This is a genomic window from uncultured Lutibacter sp. (genome assembly GCF_937891065.1).
GTDB lineage: Bacteria > Bacteroidota > Bacteroidia > Flavobacteriales > Flavobacteriaceae > Lutibacter.
Genome location: NZ_CALAEQ010000099.1, coordinates 40609 through 59198, shown reverse-complemented (window position 1 = coordinate 59198; position 18590 = coordinate 40609). Strand labels below are relative to the sequence as shown.

General features: G+C 29.4%; 13 protein-coding genes. 6 read left to right on the top strand and 7 right to left on the bottom strand.

Translation table 11 applies throughout. The features are described from left to right. Positions 1–9: 9 nt before the first annotated feature. The 3 genes from Q0352_RS05690 to Q0352_RS05680 are packed head-to-tail and all read left to right on the top strand — an operon-like array spanning position 10 to position 2139. Positions 10–1011, top strand: coding sequence for a DNA adenine methylase (locus Q0352_RS05690; protein ID WP_299524942.1), 1002 nt, complete (start codon positions 10–12; stop codon positions 1009–1011). Then, entirely contained in the window at positions 1008–1610 is a 603-nt protein-coding gene (locus Q0352_RS05685; RefSeq protein WP_299524939.1) for a DUF4254 domain-containing protein, read from the top strand. Before Q0352_RS05690 ends, Q0352_RS05685 begins: the two co-directional genes overlap by 4 nt. A 55-nt stretch (positions 1611–1665) precedes the next feature. Next, on the top strand, positions 1666–2139 hold the full coding sequence (locus Q0352_RS05680) for a DUF4252 domain-containing protein (protein ID WP_299524936.1): 474 nt from the start codon (positions 1666–1668) through the stop codon (positions 2137–2139). A 78-nt stretch (positions 2140–2217) separates the two neighbouring features. Here the strand turns inward: Q0352_RS05680 and Q0352_RS05675 are convergent, their stop codons facing one another. The 3 genes from Q0352_RS05675 to Q0352_RS05665 all read right to left on the bottom strand — a co-directional run bounded on the left by Q0352_RS05675 (position 2218) and on the right by Q0352_RS05665 (position 4854). Beyond that, positions 2218–3105 (bottom strand): outer membrane beta-barrel protein, encoded by an 888-nt coding sequence (locus tag Q0352_RS05675; protein ID WP_299524933.1) that lies wholly within the window; start codon positions 3103–3105, stop codon positions 2218–2220. A gap of 425 nt (positions 3106–3530) precedes the next feature. Further along, entirely contained in the window at positions 3531–4271 is a 741-nt protein-coding gene (locus Q0352_RS05670) for a hypothetical protein (protein ID WP_299524930.1), read from the bottom strand. Position 4272: 1 nt separating this feature from the next. After that, complete coding sequence (locus Q0352_RS05665) at positions 4273–4854, bottom strand: sigma-70 family RNA polymerase sigma factor (protein WP_299524928.1); 582 nt, start codon at positions 4852–4854, stop codon at positions 4273–4275. Between the two features lie 118 nt (positions 4855–4972). Between Q0352_RS05665 and Q0352_RS05660 the strand changes: the two genes are divergently transcribed. From Q0352_RS05660 to Q0352_RS05650, 3 genes are all read left to right on the top strand, one after another. Continuing rightward, the gene (locus Q0352_RS05660) at positions 4973–6001 is read left to right on the top strand and encodes a hypothetical protein (RefSeq protein ID WP_299524926.1); all 1029 of its coding nucleotides are present in this window, start codon (positions 4973–4975) and stop codon (positions 5999–6001) included. Positions 6002–6171: 170 nt separating this feature from the next. Next, positions 6172–8166: a PKD domain-containing protein gene (locus tag Q0352_RS05655; RefSeq protein ID WP_299524924.1), complete on the top strand. Its 1995-nt coding sequence runs from the start codon at positions 6172–6174 to the stop codon at positions 8164–8166. A 6-nt stretch (positions 8167–8172) separates the two neighbouring features. Further along, the gene (locus Q0352_RS05650; protein ID WP_299524921.1) at positions 8173–10848 is read left to right on the top strand and encodes a CHAT domain-containing protein; all 2676 of its coding nucleotides are present in this window, start codon (positions 8173–8175) and stop codon (positions 10846–10848) included. Between the two features lie 445 nt (positions 10849–11293). Here Q0352_RS05650 and Q0352_RS05645 read toward each other — a convergent pair whose 3' ends face one another. The 4 genes from Q0352_RS05645 to Q0352_RS05630 form a co-directional block, all read right to left on the bottom strand. Beyond that, positions 11294–13669 carry a TonB-dependent receptor gene (locus tag Q0352_RS05645; protein WP_299524918.1) on the bottom strand — a complete coding sequence of 792 codons (2376 nt, stop codon included), beginning with the start codon at positions 13667–13669 and terminating at the stop codon, positions 11294–11296. A 37-nt stretch (positions 13670–13706) separates the two neighbouring features. Next, positions 13707–14012 (bottom strand): hypothetical protein, encoded by a 306-nt coding sequence (locus Q0352_RS05640; protein ID WP_299524915.1) that lies wholly within the window; start codon positions 14010–14012, stop codon positions 13707–13709. A 303-nt stretch (positions 14013–14315) separates the two neighbouring features. Then, a complete protein-coding gene (odhB, locus tag Q0352_RS05635) occupies positions 14316–15533 on the bottom strand; it encodes a 2-oxoglutarate dehydrogenase complex dihydrolipoyllysine-residue succinyltransferase (RefSeq protein ID WP_299524912.1) in 1218 nt (405 codons plus the stop codon). A gap of 45 nt (positions 15534–15578) precedes the next feature. Beyond that, positions 15579–18341, bottom strand: a complete 2763-nt coding sequence (locus Q0352_RS05630; protein ID WP_299524909.1) for a 2-oxoglutarate dehydrogenase E1 component — start codon at positions 18339–18341, stop codon at positions 15579–15581. Positions 18342–18590 lie beyond the last annotated feature (249 nt).

Sequence of the window (18590 nt, the reverse complement as noted above, 5' to 3'; positions counted from 1 at the left end):
ATAAAAACTTTGAATTATATAGGTTCTAAACATAAGTTATCTTCCTTTTTAAAATCATCAATAATTAATACGGTGAATTCAGATTTATCAAGCCTTGTGTTTTGTGATTTGTTTGCAGGTACTGGAATTGTTGGTAGAACATTTAAGCCGTTAGTTAAACAAGTTATTGCTAATGATGTTGAACGATATAGTTATGTACTAAATAGAAATTATATTGGAAATCACACATCAATAAATTGTGAAAAACAAATTGAATGTTTAAATAATTTAGTAGGAATAGAAGGTTTTATTTTTCAGAATTATTGTGAAGGTGGAAATGAAGAGAGATTATATTTTTCATCAGAAAACGGAAAAAAAATTGATGCTATTCGGATGCAAATTGAGAAGTGGAAAACAAGTATCGAAATAACAGCTGATGAATATTACTTTTTATTGGCGTCATTAATTGAAAGTGCTGATAAAGTAGCGAACACAGCTTCGGTTTATGGAGCATATTTAAAGCAATTAAAAAAAACAGCTCAAAAAACATTATTAATTGTTCCTGCAAAATTTTTAAAAACAGAGAGTTCACACCAAATTTTTAATGAAGATAGCAACGATCTCATAAAAAAAATTAAAGGAGATATTTTGTATTTAGATCCACCATATAATGCTCGGCAATATGGTTCAAATTATCATTTATTAAATACAATTGCTAAATACGACACATTTCTTCCGAAGGGAAAAACAGGATTACGAGATTATTATAAGTCTTCCTATTGTAAAAAAAATGAAGTAAAAATATCTTTTGAAGAACTAATAAAAAACGCTAACTTTAAGCATATTTTTTTGAGTTACAATAATGAGGGTTTAATGTCTGAAAATGAAGTAAGTACAATATTATTAAAGTACGGAAAATACAGCTTAAAAACCACAAATTATCAACGATTTAAAGCTGATAAAACAGAAAACAGAAATCACAAAGCAACTGAAACAGTTGAATATTTACATATATTAGAAAAACACTTATGAACGCAAAACAATACAATCAATTATTTGATGAAGTAATCGCAAAATATCACATTATAGATGATGTTGATCAACCATTTGAAAATCCGTTTGATAAAAATACTTTCGAGCATTTATTGTACAGAAAAAACTGGATAGATACGGTACAATGGCATTATGAAGATATTATTCGTTTGCCAAATATAGACCCTGTTGAAGCAATTGTTTTAAAGCGTAAAATTGACGCTTCAAATCAGGATAGAACTGATATGGTTGAATTTATTGATAGTTATTTCTTAAATAAATTTAAAGATGTTAAGGTAAAAGAAGGTGCTAAAATTAATTCTGAAACACCAGCTTGGGCAATAGATAGATTGTCAATTTTAGCCTTAAAAATTTATCATATGAATGAAGAGGCAACTCGTAAATCTGCATCAGAAGATCATAGAGCAAAATGCCAAACAAAACTAAATGTACTTTTAGAACAACGTGTTGATTTATCTACTGCAATAGATGATTTATTAAGCGATTTTGCTTCAGGAGAGAAGTTTGTAAAAGTATATAAACAAATGAAAATGTATAATGACGAGGATACAAATCCGATGTTATATGCAAAAAAATAAGTAATGTAAAGTTACAATAAGGGTGTTTAATCGTCATAGATTAAACACCTTTATTATGAAAAATAGTTTTCTAATTTTAGTAGCCGCAATTATATTAACTTCTTGCGCAACAAAATCATCTTTTAACTCTTTTTATGTTGAAAATAAAGAGACTTGTGAATTTTCAATAAGCTCACCTGCTTTTATTGCAAATATGTTTATTCCAAAAGATGATGTTAAAGAATATGAAGATTTATTTAAAAAAGTAAAGCATTATAAAGTAATGATTTTTTCAGATGCTTCAACTTCTTTAGATAGAAAGTTTGAGAGGTTTATTAAACAAAAAAAATACACTTCAATTTTTAGGATAAATCAAAACGGAGATAAAGTTCAGTTGTACTTTTTGAAGCATAAAAATACAATTAAAGAAATAGTCTTGAAAGTTAAAAGCGATAACGATTATGTGCTACTAGGTTTAAAAACAAATATATTAGAAAGTGATTTTAATAAAATAATTGATGATTCAGCTGTTAAGTTAACTAGCAACTAAATAATATACTAAAATAAAAAAGCCGTTTAAAATTAAATTTTAAACGGCTTTTTTATGTATTGGTGTTAAATAAAAAACTTAGTTCTTTTCTTTATTTCCAAAATTATAAGTAATACCAAAGTTAATACCAAATGAAGAGTAAGGTACAACAGATGACAATGCCTTTGAAGGATCTGTATTAGTTGTACTTAAATTATCTACATAAGTAATTTTTGACGGAGCAGCGATAGTTCCAAAAACTGGATGAGCTAAAGGAGCTTCACCTAAAGTCCATGTCATTGATGGTACAGCAGAAGCACCAACTACACCAGCAGGGATTGCAGGAGTAGTAACTAATAATTCTTGATATTCAGAATTATCTCTAGTTACATTTATTCCTAAGTATTCTAGCTCAGCAAATAAATTTAAATTATCATTTAATTTAAACTTATGTCCAATAGTAGCTGTAAATCCTAGTGGAATTCTACCGTGGTAATCTGTTACTCCTTCTGCAATAATTGGTCCTAAAGGAGTAGAAGTCGTTTTTGTAAATATAGCTTCGGTTTTACCACCTAATTTAGTAATAGCACCAATTTTCCCGTATATTTTTTCATTAAATTTATAAACTAATGATAAATTTAAACCATAAGCTCTTCCGTGTGCAATACCTTCTGTATATTCAGCAATAGAACCTGCATCATTAACTTTGTATGTATCAATGGTTTGGTCTGAACCATGTAAATAACCTACACCTAATTCAAGCCCAAACATGTCATTAAAAAAGTAACCTCCCATTAATTGAGCGTTTAATCCTTCACCATAACTACCATAATGATTTTCAGCTTCAGTTTTAGTATCGTTTAATGAGGTACCCATAAGTATACCTGCACTACCCATAGATAATCCACCACTTGCACTTACGTAAAATTGTGCGCTTGCACTAGTCGCCATAACAAGAGCAACTAATAATAATAAATTTTTTCTCATAATTAATCTAATTGTTTAGTAAGCGATGAATATACTTTTAATAAAATATATATTGTATGACAAATGTTACATTCTGAGGGAATGACAACACTTATCTTGTTAATGTATAAAATGCGCTTAATTATTGAAGTTTATTTAAAAATAACAACAATTTTTTTTGTATTTCGTACATTTATCTCATTAATAGTAATAATTACAGGCTATCTTAAAAAGGTATAATCATCTAAAATTAATTTTTGAGAGTTTTTTTTAATCAGATTCCGACTTTTTAAGCCAGTTTGTTTTAATTTTTTTGCCTTTCTACTAAAAAATCATGTTATTTTTGAGAAGACAGGAATCAATTTTAATAGGAATCAATACTTACAATAGAATGCCATATTTACAAATATAAGTATGGCATTTTATTGTAATTTATTTTAAAAATACTATAACTTTTTTAATAACTTTTTTGCTTGTTTATATTCATCAGCACTTTCAGGAATTGTTTGTAAAACGTATTTACAAGCTTCAAACTGTTCTTGTTTTAACATACTTAAAGCTTTATACCAAGATGCAGTATGTACAAAAGTTGATTTTCCGCTGCTTATGGCATCAAAAATTTGATCGGCCTCCACATAATTATTTAACTCCAAAAAGCAAATTCCTTTATACAATTCAATTTCAGCATCGTTTTTATTTGTTTCAGATAAAACCGTTAATTGTTCTAAAGCAACTTCATAATTTTTAGAATTAAACGCTTCCTGAGCTTTGATAATAGTTTCGCTATTATCACTTCTCACAACTAATTCTAATGAATTATGGCTCGAAAAATCGCTATAAACAGGTTCACCATTATTAAATATGAAAAAACCAATTAACAGTGCAATACTTGCTGCAACCATGAATTGTTTATTGCTGAATAATGAAATTAATTTACCTTTCTTTTTAATGGTGTTTTCAGGTTTTAGGTATTTTGAACCTAATTTTGAAAGTGTAGTTTTCAAAGCTTTTTCTTCTTCTTCATTTTCGAATTTTGAACTTAATGAAGCTTCTAGCGCTTTATAAATTTCAAATTCTTGCTTAAAATCTATATCGGATTTTAGTTGTTCTTTAAAAGATGTTAACTCTAAATCCGATAATTCATTATTTAGATACTTATCAAACGTTATGTAGTTATCTTCACTCATTTTAGTAGGCTTTTAGTTGATGAAATTCATTCGAATTTTTCACAAGCTGAGTTAATTTACCCATACATTGCGATTTCTTCTTACGAGCATAACCATAAGTAACACCTAAAATTTCGGCAACTTTCTCCATCGATTTAATTTTAAAGGTGGTTTTTAATAATTCTTGACATTTTGCACCTAATTCTTTAAATTTTGATTCAAAAAGCTGACTTTGTTTTTCAAAAATTTCAGTTTCTTCAACTTGTTGTTCTTGCTCTTCAGTAATAGATGTAGTATCGTCTAAAATTGTTACCCTTTTATTTCCTCTTTTTTTAAGTTCATTTAACCAACGTCTTTTACATAATAAATAGAAATAAGCATCAAACGGACAAGTAAGTACAAAATTTTTCTCTTTTGCCTGGTGGTAAATTGTAACGAGTGTTTCCTGAATAATATCTTGGGCATCATCAGAATTTCCATTGTTATTTCTTACATATGAAACAATCTTATGTGAAAATTTTTCATAAATCTTAGAAAGTACTCTGCTGTCATTTTTTAACAAAGCCTCTATATATATGTGGTCTTCGTGTGGTTTTTGAATCATGTGCAATAGTTAGAGATAGCTAATTTAATTTTTTTTTCATAAAAAAGGGTAACAAAAAATAAAACCTGTTGATATGTAAGTGTAAAACAAATTTATAAACAATTAAAATTTAATAATTATGAAAACGCAAAAACAAAATTTTACAAACTTAAAGAATAGTAAAGTTGTAAACAGAATTTTAAAAAATGTATTAGGAGTAATGGTACTTGCAAGTTTAGCAAGTTGTATTAATGACAAAGATGAGGTTTTAGTTCCTCAACCAGATGGTGTAGCCTTAGCAGCTCGTTTTGAAGATAACAGAGCAGATGCTACACAAGAATTTATTTTAGACGCTGCCGCAGGTGGTGTAATTATAGGAACACAAGGAACACAAGTAACTTTTCAACCAAATTCTTTCGGATTAAATGGAACTCCAGTAACAGGAAATGTAACAGTTAAATTAATTGAGATTTACGATAAAGCTTCAATGCTTTTAAAAGATAAATCTACGTTAGGAATGAGAGCTAATGGAGATAAAGAAGCACTAAAATCGGCAGGAGAGTTTCATATTTCTGCTTTACAAAGTGATGTGCAAATGGAATTGTTAGAAATGGCAGGAGTTCAAAGTCGACCAGTTGATTTTGCTGATTTAGAAGGTGGAATGCAAATTTTTAGAGGAGATGATGATACAAATGGAGATTGGGTTGAAGCTGATGAAGATGGTAATGGAGAAAAAGATGATGCTCAAATTAGAGATGGACAAGGTGCAGATGGTGCATTTGCAACATATAATTATGATATAGGAGATTTTGGATGGACAAACTTAGACAAATGGTATAACTATGCCGGAGCAAAAACTGAAATTTTTATTGATGTACCAGCTGAATTTAACCAAGACAATTGTGCAGTGTATTTATCATATGATGGTGAAGCATCAACTTTAGCAAGAATGGATGTTTACAATACAACTTTAGAAATGTTTACTGAGCATTACGGATTAATTCCTGTAGGATTAGAAGTACATATTATAATGGTTGCTGAAATAGATGGACAATTAAATTACGCAATACAAGGAACAACAATTGTTGAAGATCATATTGAAGTGATATCAAGCTTAAGTCCAATTACCCAAGCTGCTTTAGAAACATTAATTAACGATTTACCATAAAACATTGCAATTATTGAACGGTTGAAATAGGTCAATTGCAAGTGGGAAAGCTGTCTAACAAGACAGCTTTTTTTTGGTTTTGTTTATTTTTTATTAAAAACTAGATCGATCTCTTGCAACAAAAAATATAATATAGAATGCTTTTTTTATATTTGTTTAAACTACTAATTATGAAAAATCACATTTTAACAATGTTTTTAATATTGTTTCAAACTTTTTTTTATGCGCAAAGCATAGAAAATGATACAATTACAAGAACAGCTACCATTGAATATACTGTAAACGGGAATAAAATTTCATTTAATCCTGAAACACCCCAATTAAGTCAAATTGCGGGAGCTCCAAAATCATTTTACACGTTTTATTGGGAGTTTGGTGATGGTAATTATAGTTTTGAAAAAGACCCAAAGCATACTTATAAAAAGAAGGGAAATTACAATACTCAACTTTCCGTAACTAATAATTATGATGATGGAAAACCGCCAGCAACACGGCCTAAAGAAGTTGCTATACATGAAGCCAACTTTGATGTTTCTGAAAACGAAAATCATTATTTAGTGGCTGCTCACAATGGTTTTAGAATACAAACAAATAGAGATCCAGTACCAAATGAAGAAATGCAATTGGTATTGAGTTATGGAAATACAAAAGAGTTTCCAACGAATGGGGAAATTTATGTTTTTTTCAATGAAAAGAAATACAAAGCTAAAAATTTCGAGCTTGTTGACGTTAGATTACATCACAATGAAAAAGAAATTTCAAATGAAATTATAGCTGATAATAACCGGTATATTTCTAAAAATGAATTTATAAAAACTACAGGAGTTTCTACATTTATTGACGAGCAGTTAATTGTAGCCGATACATTAAAGCAAAACTTACCATTAACCTTAGAGGAAGCGAAAGCCTATTATCATGATGTGAAAATGTATACAATTGATAATTTAGAAGCCAACGAAGAGCGAAATATGTTTTTTAGCTTTAAAACTACCCCAGAAATGCTAAAAGATACAAGCGCCGTAATTTCAATTAGAAGTATTTACGTGCCTGAACGTGGTAACGATTCTCATAAAGTGCTAACTAAAGAAATGGAAATTGTAACCTCGCATGACCCAAATAAAATGGCTGTTTACGATACAAGATTAAATTATAGATTAGTTCGTTTTAAACGTTTAAAATATAAAGTTCGCTTTCAAAATGATGGAGAAGGACCAGCTAGATTGATAAAACTAAATGTTGATATTCCTGAAATGTTAGATAAATCTTCATTAGAAGTTTTAGACATGTATCCTGAATGCCCAATTTGCCCGGAAGAAGAAATTAATTATAGTTGTTTAGATACTATTATTACAAAAGATCAAATTTCATTTCAGTTTAAAAATATTTATTTACCCGGAACAGCTCAAAAAGGAGTTCATGATAAAGATTCTACTAAAGGGTTTGTAAAATATTCAATGAAATTTGGGAAAGATTTTCACAAGGTAAAGTCTAAAAGTAAAACCGCTATTATTTTTGATAAAAACGAACCAATAATTACAAATACTTCTACATCACGATTTTCTCCAGGTATTTCAATTGGAGTAAAATCTGGGTATAATAGTTATCTAGATGTAAAAGATTCTAAAAGTTATTTTGTTGGAGCAACCATTTCACCTTACAAATCATATAAAAAATATTTGCAAGCTGAATTGATGATTTCTACACATGAATTTGGTGATTTTAAAAGTGCTAGTCAACAACTTGGACCAATTGAATTAGATCAAGGTGTTATAATTGACAGCGCCATACGATTTGATGAAACAAATTCGGAAATTACAAAGTTAAATATTGATGTAGTTCCGGTGTCATTTCGATATAATTTAAATGGAGTTATAGGTTTGGGAGTTGGTCCACAACTTTCTTTTGATATCTCAAATAAAGTGAATAATACAACAAGTTCTAGTTATTTTGTATACTCAAAGGAAACTATAGGAGACCCAATTGAGGCACTTAATGAAACAGTAACAACTGAAAGTAATTCATCGTTAAGTGATATAAAATATGGTGTTTTTGGAGATATTACTATTGGAGCATCTAGAATTGGGCCGAGTGTTGGTGTGCGTTATCTTTATAATTTTAACGAACCACATTCTCAATTTCATTTTTATGCTATTTGGAAAATATAAGATGCAATGCTGAAAAATGTTATCATTCTATTTTTAGTATTTTTTAGTGTTATATCAGTTGCACAAAAAACAGACTCTCATCTTAAAGTAAGGTTAGATTCATTAAAACAGCAAGATAATTTTTCTGAATTTATTTATGCCCAACTTGATGAGTATGCGAAAAATCCATCTATTAAAAATTTAAAATTATTTGAAGAGATTTCAACTAATTTATGGCGAACTCCAACAAATAATAAAGAAAAAACTGCACAACTTTATTTACATATTAATTACGCTTTTTATTTAAAGCAATTTGGGTTTATAAACCAGTCTATATTTCAATATGAAAACGCATTTTCATTTTATAAAAAAGGAGATATTCAATTTGATATTATTGAATTTTGTTTAAAACCACTAGCTAATAATTACACACGTTTGGGCGATATAGATAGAGCTGAAGATATTTTAAAAATTACGATTGAAAAAGCTCAAAAAGAAAATAATACCACTCAAATAATTGCAGGTTATTCAAATTTAGCAGTTGTTTTTAGAACCAAAGGCGAATATTTAAAGGCGATACATTATTTGAATTTAGCATTAAATTTAAATGAGGAAAAAGAAATAAAATCTAGAATTCATTCAGATTTGGCTATCAATTTTTTGTATTTAAATGATATTGAAAAAGCCAAAGAAAACGTACAGCTTTCAAATAAATTTAATATTGATAATGAGAGTTCAATTTTAACTAAAAACCAGGTCACTTTAGCAAATTGCCTTGTTCAAATACAAGAATTTGATAACGCTATTGTTCAATTTGAGAATGCTTTAAAAAATGCTCAAAAAGCATTTGGAGAACACGATAGAGAAGTTGCTAAAATTTACAATCAAACTGCTGAAGTTTATGGTAAAATAAATCAATATGAAAATGGATTAATTTATTATCAGAAATCGTTAAGTGTATTGCTTCCAAAGTACCATCCTAAATCAGTTTTTGAAAATCCTGAGACTACTAATTTTTATCCTGAAAACACATTAAAAGAAGCTTTGGACGGGAGAGCATTATTGTTTATTCAACAAAATGATTTTGAAAATGCACTAAAAAATTTCGAATTAGCTTTTAAAGTTGAAGATGAGTTAAGAGCCTCTTTTTTAAGTCAGAATTCGAAATTAATTCAACAACAAGAAAATAGAAATAGAAGTGAAAATTGTATTGATTTGTGTTACGAATTATATCAACAAACTAATAATATAAATTGGATTGAAAAGGCATTTCAGTTTGCTGAACAATCCAAATCGGTTGTGTTATTAGAAGCAAAAGAAACTGCTTTTCAAAAGTCTAAAATTAAAAATGATAGTTTATTTGTGATTGAAAATCAGTTGCTGTTTAATAAATCACAACTTAATAAAAGGATTACTATTGAAGAATTAAAAGGAGAAAAAGCATCGATACATTTATTAGCAGATTTAACAAATAAACGTGCAATTGTTTTTAATGAGTTGCAATTGTTAAAACAGGAAATTAATGCAAAATATCCAACCTTAACTGTGAAAAATGATAGTTTAATTTCATTCAAAACCATTGAAGAAAAACTATTAAGAAAAAACGAACAATTAATTGAATTTTTTGATGGAAAAGAAAATGTTTATGTCTTTTCAATTTCAAAAGGAATAGCACCTAAATTAGATAAGATTGTAAAAGAAGATGAATTTAATACTCAAATTTCAGAGTTTTTAAATTTGTTTGCTAATAGTAGAGGAAGTGATTTACAAAATAATGTTACTAAATATACTTCATTAGGATTTCAATTGTATAAAAATTTATTCTCAAAAGAGCTAAGTAAAAACACAATTATAGTTCCTGACGGTTTATTTTCATTTCTTCCTTTTGATGCTTTAATTACTGAAAAAACGGCAATCACTAACTTTGAAAATTTACCATATTTACTCAAAAAAAGCAATATAAGTTATGCTTATTCAGCATCAATTTTAATACAGGATTCTAAAGTTGTAGGAAAGGGAAAAGAAAATTTTATAGGCTTTTTCCCTGTTTTCGAAAAAAATTATCGTGATTTATCAGAACTTAATTACACATTGCAAGAAGCAAATAGTATTGAAAATAGTATTGATGGAGCATTTTTATTAAAGCAAAAAGCAACAAAAAAAGCATTTAATCAACTAGCTAAAAATTATTCTATTATTCATTTATCAACTCATGCAACTTCAGGAAATTATTATACACCACCTGCTATTGAATTTTATAATGAAACATTATATTTACCTGAAATTTATGGGTATAATTTCAAAACAGATTTATTAGTTTTAAGTGCCTGTGAAACTGGTTTAGGCACTTTAAGAAAGGGTGAAGGCGCAATGAGTTTAGCTCGTGGTTTTTCTTACGCCGGCGTAAAAAATTTACTAGTTTCTTTATGGAAAGTAAATGATAAATCTACCGAGGAATTAATGTCTGAATTTTATAAAAATTATAAGAAAACAGGAAATAAATCTGAAGCTTTGCATACGGCCAAATTATCTTATTTAAATAATGAATCTATTTCAGTCAGTAAAAAATCACCATATTATTGGGCTAGTTTTATATACATTGGCGAAGTTAGTTCACATCAAAATAAAAACTTTAATTTTATGTGGTTTTTAATTGTTGGTTTGTTTTTAATTGCTGGCTATTTTCTTTTTAAAAAACGTTGAATTTAATCGAAATAACTACTACATCAGATTAAATAGCATTCTTTTTAAATTTAAAGATTGGAATTATGAAAAGTTCAGTTTAGTATTGTTGGATTTAACCTACATAAATACTGCGTTAATAGAGTATAAAGCTAAAGCTGTTGATGGAATTATTGGGGCTGATATTCTTGAAAAGGGTAAAGTAAAAATAGATTATAAAAATAAATGTGTGTACTTAAAAAAGCTAATTTTTAAGTTAAAAAAAAGAGGCTATCTTAAAAATTGTAAAGTTGATCACTTTGAATTTATTTGTAAATCTCATAACGCTGATAATCAGCTGTTATGAAAGCCCTAAATTTAAGATTTACGAAGACCCATTAAATAAGTAAACAAATTCATAATAAAGAAGCCGAATCGCTAGGTTCGACTTCTTTATTATAAATTAGCTATTATCTAAATAAAGAGTTTAGTTTAAAATATTTCCAAATTTTAATCCAAAATATATAGTTCTAGGTGTCATTGGTCCGTATACATAGGCTGGATCTCTGTCAATTCCTATATCAAAATCTTCTTGATACGAATTGAATATATTTTTAATTCCGCTTGATATTTCTAGATTATTATGTGCTAACTTTAATATTTTGGTTATTTTTAAACCTGCATCAAAAAAAGTTCCAGAGTTTTTAAGTATTCCTTCTTTAGGATTGGGAATTGTAGTCCCAAAATATGGGATTAACATTTTTCCTGTATATGTTCCAGTTCCAATAATACACCAGCTATCTGATGGCTCCCAGTCTATGGTGAAAAACCCGTAATTTTCAGGAGTTCTAAAAAAGTTTTTTTCATCAAATTCTTGTGCTTTTACGTACTTGCTTTTTTGGGAAGTAAACCCTCCTTTAAATTTTAATACAGCAATCGGAACGTAGTTCAACTCCAAATTAATTCCCTGAACAAATGCACCTTCAGAAGCATTTATTCTATTGTAAATTACTATGCCATCTTCATTTGGTGCTGAATATTCATTGGTAAACGGATTGTTTAATTTTGTATAAAACCCTTCAACTAAAAATCCAAAACTTGTTGATCCAAATGTTGTATTATAATCTAATGAAGCCATAAAGCTATCGCTAGTTTCTTGTTTTAAATCAGCATCGTTTACATGTATAACTTTTCTCGATCCTGATGATTCAATATGTAAATCTTCATCAAAAATTTGAGGCGCTCTATATCCTCCTGAATAACTGAACCTTGCTTGGAAATCTGCGCGAATGTCATATAAAAAATTAATACGAGGACTAAATACATTGCCTGTTTTTTTAGCAGCATTACTTTCTTTATCTTCAATAGTATAATTATCTATACGAGCTCCTAAAGATAGTTTTAGTTTATTTATTCTTATATCGTATTGAGAAAACAACCCAAGCGAATTCATTTTCTGATTTGAAATAGTTGTACTGTTAGTATGTGGAATTGAAACAATTTTATTATCAACAATTAGTGCATTGTTAAGATCTAAATACCCAAGTTTTATGTCCTTTAATATTGAATGTGTATCTTCAATTCCTACAACTAAATCAGAAGAGTTGAATTTTGCATTGTATTGAATTCCTGTGTTAATCATTACATCCTTTGTGTTTCCATAATCGCTTAAAGATTTTTCGGCACCATAATAAGAATCACGATTAATTTTTTGAACAGCACCAAAAACTGAAAATAAATCATTGTTTCTATAATATTGCTCAAATGTAAATGCAGCAGTTGTTAAATTATGTTCTAAAGCTTCAGAAATATCAGCTTCATGATTTGGCAGGTTAAATTTATTTCCACCTCTCCTTTCTTCATTTATATGGAAAAAATCTAACGAAACTTTTGCTTTTGTGCCTAACTTATGAAACATTCTTGAACCTAACGTAATATTTTTTAGCAGGGCAATTTCTGAATAGGAATCTCCATTAGCATCAAAAGGTTTTCGTTCTCTATTAAAACCATAAATGGCAACACCACTTTGTTCATTTTTTCCAACAACAGTTGCGTTAAAGTTTAATGAGTAATCTGTTGCTGTAGCATTCGAATCATCTAGACCAACTCCAATAAAAGAGTTGTTTACTCCAATTTCAAAAGAATTTTGAATAGGATCTTTTAGCAATATGTTTATGGTTCCAGCTATTGCATTTCCGCCATACAAAGCAGAACCACCACCGCGAATGATTTCAACTTTTTCAATCATATTTGATGGAATTAGCTCTAAACCATACACACCTGCTAAACCGCTAAAAATGGGTCTACTATTAATTAGTATTTGAGAATAAGGGCCTTCTAATCCGTTCATTCTAACTTGACTAAACCCACAGTTCTGACAATCGTTTTCCATTCTTAATCCAGAGCAAAAATTCAAACCTTCACTTAAGGTTACTGATTGAGTTGAACTGAAAATGTTACTGTTTATTACGTTTACAATTGAAGACGCTTTTTTACGCATAATTCTAGCTCTATTACCTGTCACCACAACTTCTTCTAAGCCTAAAACGTCTGTTTCAAGTTCAATGTTTATATGTTTATTTTCATTGTTTTGTAGCTCAATATTTTGTTCAAAAGGTTTAAATCCAACAGCTTGTATTTGAATGGTATACAAGCCAGGGATTAAATTTGAAAGATTGAATTCGGCTTTTTCATTTGTTGAAGTTCCAATTGTTGTCCCTTTTAAAAAGATTGAAACATACGGAATTCCAATACCATTGCTTGTTGTTTTTCCTGTAATGCTAGCATTTTTATTACTGTCTTGTGCAATAATTGATTGACTAATAAACATTATGTTTATTAGAATTAATGTAATTCTTTTCATTATATATTTTAAATAGTTGTTATTACTCTTTGATGTACTAAATACTATTTAAAATAGGTGGAGATTTGTTTTGTTTATAATGAAAATAAAACTGCCTGATTAAAGTTTTTAAAACAAATCTTTTAACAGAAGCTGCCGCTATAAAAGTAGCTAATATAAATAAAAGGATAATGGTTGTAAAAATATTAAAAGTTTTAAATACTAAATACTCTAGGGAGGTATGCTTATGAGATTTTAAAGGGGCATTATCTTCTTGCTGATTAAATGGATGTGCGTGAATTACTATTTCACCACTTCCAAGTTGATGAGAATGTAAATAAACACTTCGGTTAATAATACTCAATAGTAGAATACTTAAACTTAATAAGCTTAAGAATTTTATGACAAGGCTATTTCTAAAGAATTTCATTCTGTTTCTTAAATCGAAATACAAATTTAGAATGATTCTAAATAACACGCAAGATTATTTAGAATCATTTTAAATAAAGATGACATTTATCATAAAAAAACCCGAACGGACTGTTCGGATTTAAATATATTTGGAATTATAATTCCAATGTTTTTTTAGGGTTTTTGTCATACAAGTATAAAAAAAAGCCAGACAATTTTGCCTGGCTTTTTAAATATTTTTAAAGAGTATTATTTTCTATAATTCTAACCCTTTTTTAATATCATTATTTAATAATATTTCAACTGGATTTTCTAAAGCTTCTTTTACAGCCACTAAAAATCCAACAGATTCTCTTCCGTCAATAACTCTATGGTCGTAAGATAAGGCAACATACATTATTGGTCTAATAACCACCTCTCCATTAATAGCAACTGGTCTTTCAATAATATTATGCATTCCCAAAATTCCACTTTGTGGAGGGTTTATAATTGGTGTAGATAGCATAGAGCCAAATACACCACCGTTAGTAATTGTAAAAGTTCCACCTGTCATTTCATCAACTGTAATTTGACCGTCACGAGCTCTTATAGCTAAGCGTTTTACTTCACTTTCAACACCTCTAAATGTTAAATTTTCAGCATTTCTAATTACAGGAACCATTAAACCTTTTGGTCCAGAAACTGCAATTGAAATATCCTTAAAGTCGTGTAAAATTTTATAATCGCCATCTAACATTGAATTTACATCTGGGTACAATTCTAAAGCTCTAACAACTGCTAATGTGAAGAAACTCATAAACCCAAGGCTAACACCATGTTTTGCTTTAAAATCGTCTTTATATTCTTTTCTTAAATCAAAAATTGGTTTCATATCTACTTCATTAAAAGTAGTAAGCATAGCAGTTTCATTTTTCACAGCAACCAATCGTTGTGCTACTTTTCTACGAAGCATAGACATTTTTGAACGTTCAGAATTACGTGATCCACCAACAGGAGTTCCCATACTTGGTGTCGCATTTATAGCGTCATCTTTAGTAATTCTTCCATCTCGCCCTGTTCCTTTTACATCGGAAGGAGTAATTCCTTTTTCATCTAAAATTTTCTTTGAAGCTGGTGAAGTAGTTCCAGTAGCATACGTTTTCTCGACTGCGCTCGAAGTGACTAATTCATCTTTCTTTTCAACTGCTTTCGGCGATTCTGTTTTCACTTCTTTAGTAGCTGTTCCTATAGGTTTTTTCCCGTCTAAATCAATTAAACAAACTACAGCACCAACAGCTACAGCATCACCTTCTTCAGCTTTTAAAGTTATAATTCCACTTTCTTCAGCCGGTAATTCTAAAGTTGCTTTGTCTGAATCAACTTCAGCAATTGGTTGATCTTTTTCAACGTAATCTCCATCTTGAACCAGCCAAGTTGCAATTTCTACTTCTGTAATAGATTCTCCCGGAGAGGGAACTTTCATTTCTAAAATCATCTTATTAGTTTTTTGTCTTTATAGACGAATTTTTATTAGTTAGTATTAAATATTTTCATTTGAGTCAAAATTTGTTTTGCTCGTTTCAAATACATTATCAATAACACGTTGGTGTCTTCTTTTAAATCTTGCTGCTGAACCTGCTGCTGGAACTGCATAAAAAGGTTGTGATGCAACCTCTAAATGTACCAATCTAAAACGTTGCAGCATAAAACTCCATGCGCCCATATTTTCAGGTTCTTCTTGTGCCCAAACATAATTTTTTACGTTTGGATATCTATTAATAACTTCTTTTAATTTTTCTAAATGTAAAGGGAATAATTGTTCAATTCTCACTAAAGCAATATCATTTCTATCTAAATTGGTACGTTCGGCTAATAAATCGTAATAGAATTTACCAGTGCAAAATACTAATTTAATTACATTTTCAGGTTCTATGATATCATCAATTACTTCTTGAAAACTTCCTTCGGAAAACTCTTCTAATGTTGAAGTTGCTAAAGGGTGACGCAATAAACTTTTGGGTGTAAATACAATTAATGGTTTTCTGAAATCTCGTTTCATTTGTCGGCGTAACAAATGATAAAAATTTGCGGGAGTTGAACAATCTGCGATATTCATATTGTCTATAGCGCATAATTGTAAAAAACGTTCCATACGAGCTGATGAATGTTCAGATCCTTGACCTTCATAACCGTGAGGAAGCAATACTACAATACCATTTTGTAGTTTCCATTTATCTTCAGCAGCCGACATATATTGGTCGAAAATAATTTGTGCACCGTTACTAAAATCTCCAAATTGGGCTTCCCAAATGGTTAACGAATTTGGGTTTGCCATTGCATAACCGTAGTCAAAACCAAGCACACCATATTCAGATAATAAGGAATTGTAAATTTCCATTTTACCTTGTTTGTCACTAATTGTATTTAATAAGTTGATACGTTCTTCTGAAATTTCATCACGTAAAATTGCGTGACGATGGCTAAATGTACCACGTTCAACATCCTGACCAGAAATACGAACATCAAAACCTTCTTGCAATAAACTTCCGTAGGCTAAGGTTTCACCCATTCCCCAATCAATTTTATTGGTTTCAAAAACCATGTTGTTTCTGTCTCGTAAAATTTTCTCTGCTTTACGTAAAAACTTAACACCTTGGGGTACCGTTGAAACAATTTTCGCAATAGTTTCTAATTTGGATTTTGGATACGTTGTATTTTCTGAAATTAGCATAGAATCAAGGTCTTTTCTAGTAAAACCTTCCCAAGTATCTTGCATAAATTCACGTACTTTAGAACTATCAATTTTTTTTGATTCGTTATATTCCTCTTCTAATAAATTTTTGAATTCTTCAATAGATTTATTTAAATAAGAAGTGTCAATTACACCTTCAGCTATTAATTTTTCAGCATAAATATCTCTTGGGTTTGAATGCTTTGAAATTGCTTTGTATAATTTAGGTTGTGTAAAACGAGGTTCATCACCTTCATTATGACCGTATTTTCTATAACCCAATAAATCAATAAAAATATCTCTTTTGAATTGCATTCTAAAATTAAGTGCAATTTCTACAGCATGTGTAACGGCTTCCACATCGTCAGCATTTACGTGTAAAACAGGCGATAAAGTTACTTTTGCAACATCTGTACAGTATGTACTTGAGCGTGCATCTAAATAATTGGTGGTAAAGCCAATTTGATTATTTACTACAATATGAATGGTTCCGCCCGTTGAATAACCTTTTAATTGACTCATTTGAGTAACTTCATACACCAATCCTTGACCTGCAATGGCAGCATCACCATGAACAATTATTGGAAGTATTTTTGAATTATCTCCGTTATAAGTTTTATCTATTTTAGCACGTGCAATTCCTTCAACAATAGGTCCAACAGTTTCTAAGTGAGAAGGATTTGGAACTAAATTCATCTTCAGTTCAGTATTGTTTTTTAAAGTTTTTGTAATGGTTAATCCTAAATGATATTTTACATCGCCATCAAAATCTTTTTCTTCAAAATCTTTCCCTTCAAATTCGTTAAATAAATCTCGGATAGGTTTTCTGAAAATATTTATCAATGTATTTAAACGACCTCTATGAGCCATCCCAAAAACAAACTCTTTAACATTGTAATTTTCTGCAGCCAATCGGATAACAGCGCCCATTGCTGGAATTAAAGTTTCACCTCCTTCTAATGAAAAACGCTTTTGGCCTACATATTTTGTTTGCAGAAAGTTTTCAAAAGTGACTGCCTGATTTAACTTTTGCAGTACATATTTTTTTGTTTCTGGCGTATAATCGGGGTGGTTTGAGTTTTTGTTCAGTTGTTTTTGAAACCACTTTATTTCTTCAGGATTTCGAATATACATATATTCAACACCAATTGAATCGCAATAAACAGTTTCTAAATGTTTAATTATTGTGCGTAAATTGGCTTTACCTGTTCCAATAATATTACCAGCATCAAAAACGGTGTCTAAATCTTTTTCAGACAATCCAAAGTTTTCAATAGCAAGTGTAGGTGTATATTTTCTTCGTTCACGAACTGGATTTGTTTTGGTAAATAAGTGCCCTCTTGTTCTGTACCCATTAATTAAGTCGAGCACTTTAAATTCCTTCAAAACATTTTCAGGAACTTCAAAATCAGATTTTTCATCAGTTAATGAATACTCTTCATTGGCAAAATCGTAGCCTTGAAAAAAACTTTTCCAACTGGGTTCTAAGGTATCGGGATTTATTAAATACTGGTCGTATAAATCGGAAATATATCCTGTATGCACGGTATTTAAAAATGAAAACTTATCCATATTTATTGTTAATAGTCAATGATTTGTTTAGTAACGGCTAAAATACAATTTTTAACAAAACCATCGATTTATTAAAAGCTTAATTGTAATTATTATATTTTTAATACAAATAGGTGAGTTATAGTAAATATGCAATATTTTCTATGTTTAATTAGCACTAAATAATGAAAACTTAATAAAATAATCATTAATTTATTTTCACTTTTAAAGTTTAATTTTCAGGTAGTTACTTGAATAGTAAAAAAAAAA

What these genes read in the sequence shown, in the direction of transcription:
- Q0352_RS05675 (WP_299524933.1), bottom strand. Translation starts at nt 3,105, where the DNA reads ATGAGAAAAAATTTATTATTATTAGTTGCTCTTGTTATGGCGACTAGT.
- Q0352_RS05655 (WP_299524924.1), top strand. Translation starts at nt 6,172, where the DNA reads ATGAAAAATCACATTTTAACAATGTTTTTAATATTGTTTCAAACTTTT.
- Q0352_RS05660 (WP_299524926.1), top strand. Translation starts at nt 4,973, where the DNA reads ATGAAAACGCAAAAACAAAATTTTACAAACTTAAAGAATAGTAAAGTT.
- Q0352_RS05670 (WP_299524930.1), bottom strand. Translation starts at nt 4,271, where the DNA reads ATGAGTGAAGATAACTACATAACGTTTGATAAGTATCTAAATAATGAA.
- Q0352_RS05665 (WP_299524928.1), bottom strand. Translation starts at nt 4,854, where the DNA reads ATGATTCAAAAACCACACGAAGACCACATATATATAGAGGCTTTGTTA.
- Q0352_RS05650 (WP_299524921.1), top strand. Translation starts at nt 8,173, where the DNA reads ATGCTGAAAAATGTTATCATTCTATTTTTAGTATTTTTTAGTGTTATA.
- Q0352_RS05630 (WP_299524909.1), bottom strand. Translation starts at nt 18,341, where the DNA reads ATGGATAAGTTTTCATTTTTAAATACCGTGCATACAGGATATATTTCC.
- Q0352_RS05680 (WP_299524936.1), top strand. Translation starts at nt 1,666, where the DNA reads ATGAAAAATAGTTTTCTAATTTTAGTAGCCGCAATTATATTAACTTCT.
- odhB (WP_299524912.1), bottom strand. Translation starts at nt 15,533, where the DNA reads ATGATTTTAGAAATGAAAGTTCCCTCTCCGGGAGAATCTATTACAGAA.
- Q0352_RS05685 (WP_299524939.1), top strand. Translation starts at nt 1,008, where the DNA reads ATGAACGCAAAACAATACAATCAATTATTTGATGAAGTAATCGCAAAA.
- Q0352_RS05645 (WP_299524918.1), bottom strand. Translation starts at nt 13,669, where the DNA reads ATGAAAAGAATTACATTAATTCTAATAAACATAATGTTTATTAGTCAA.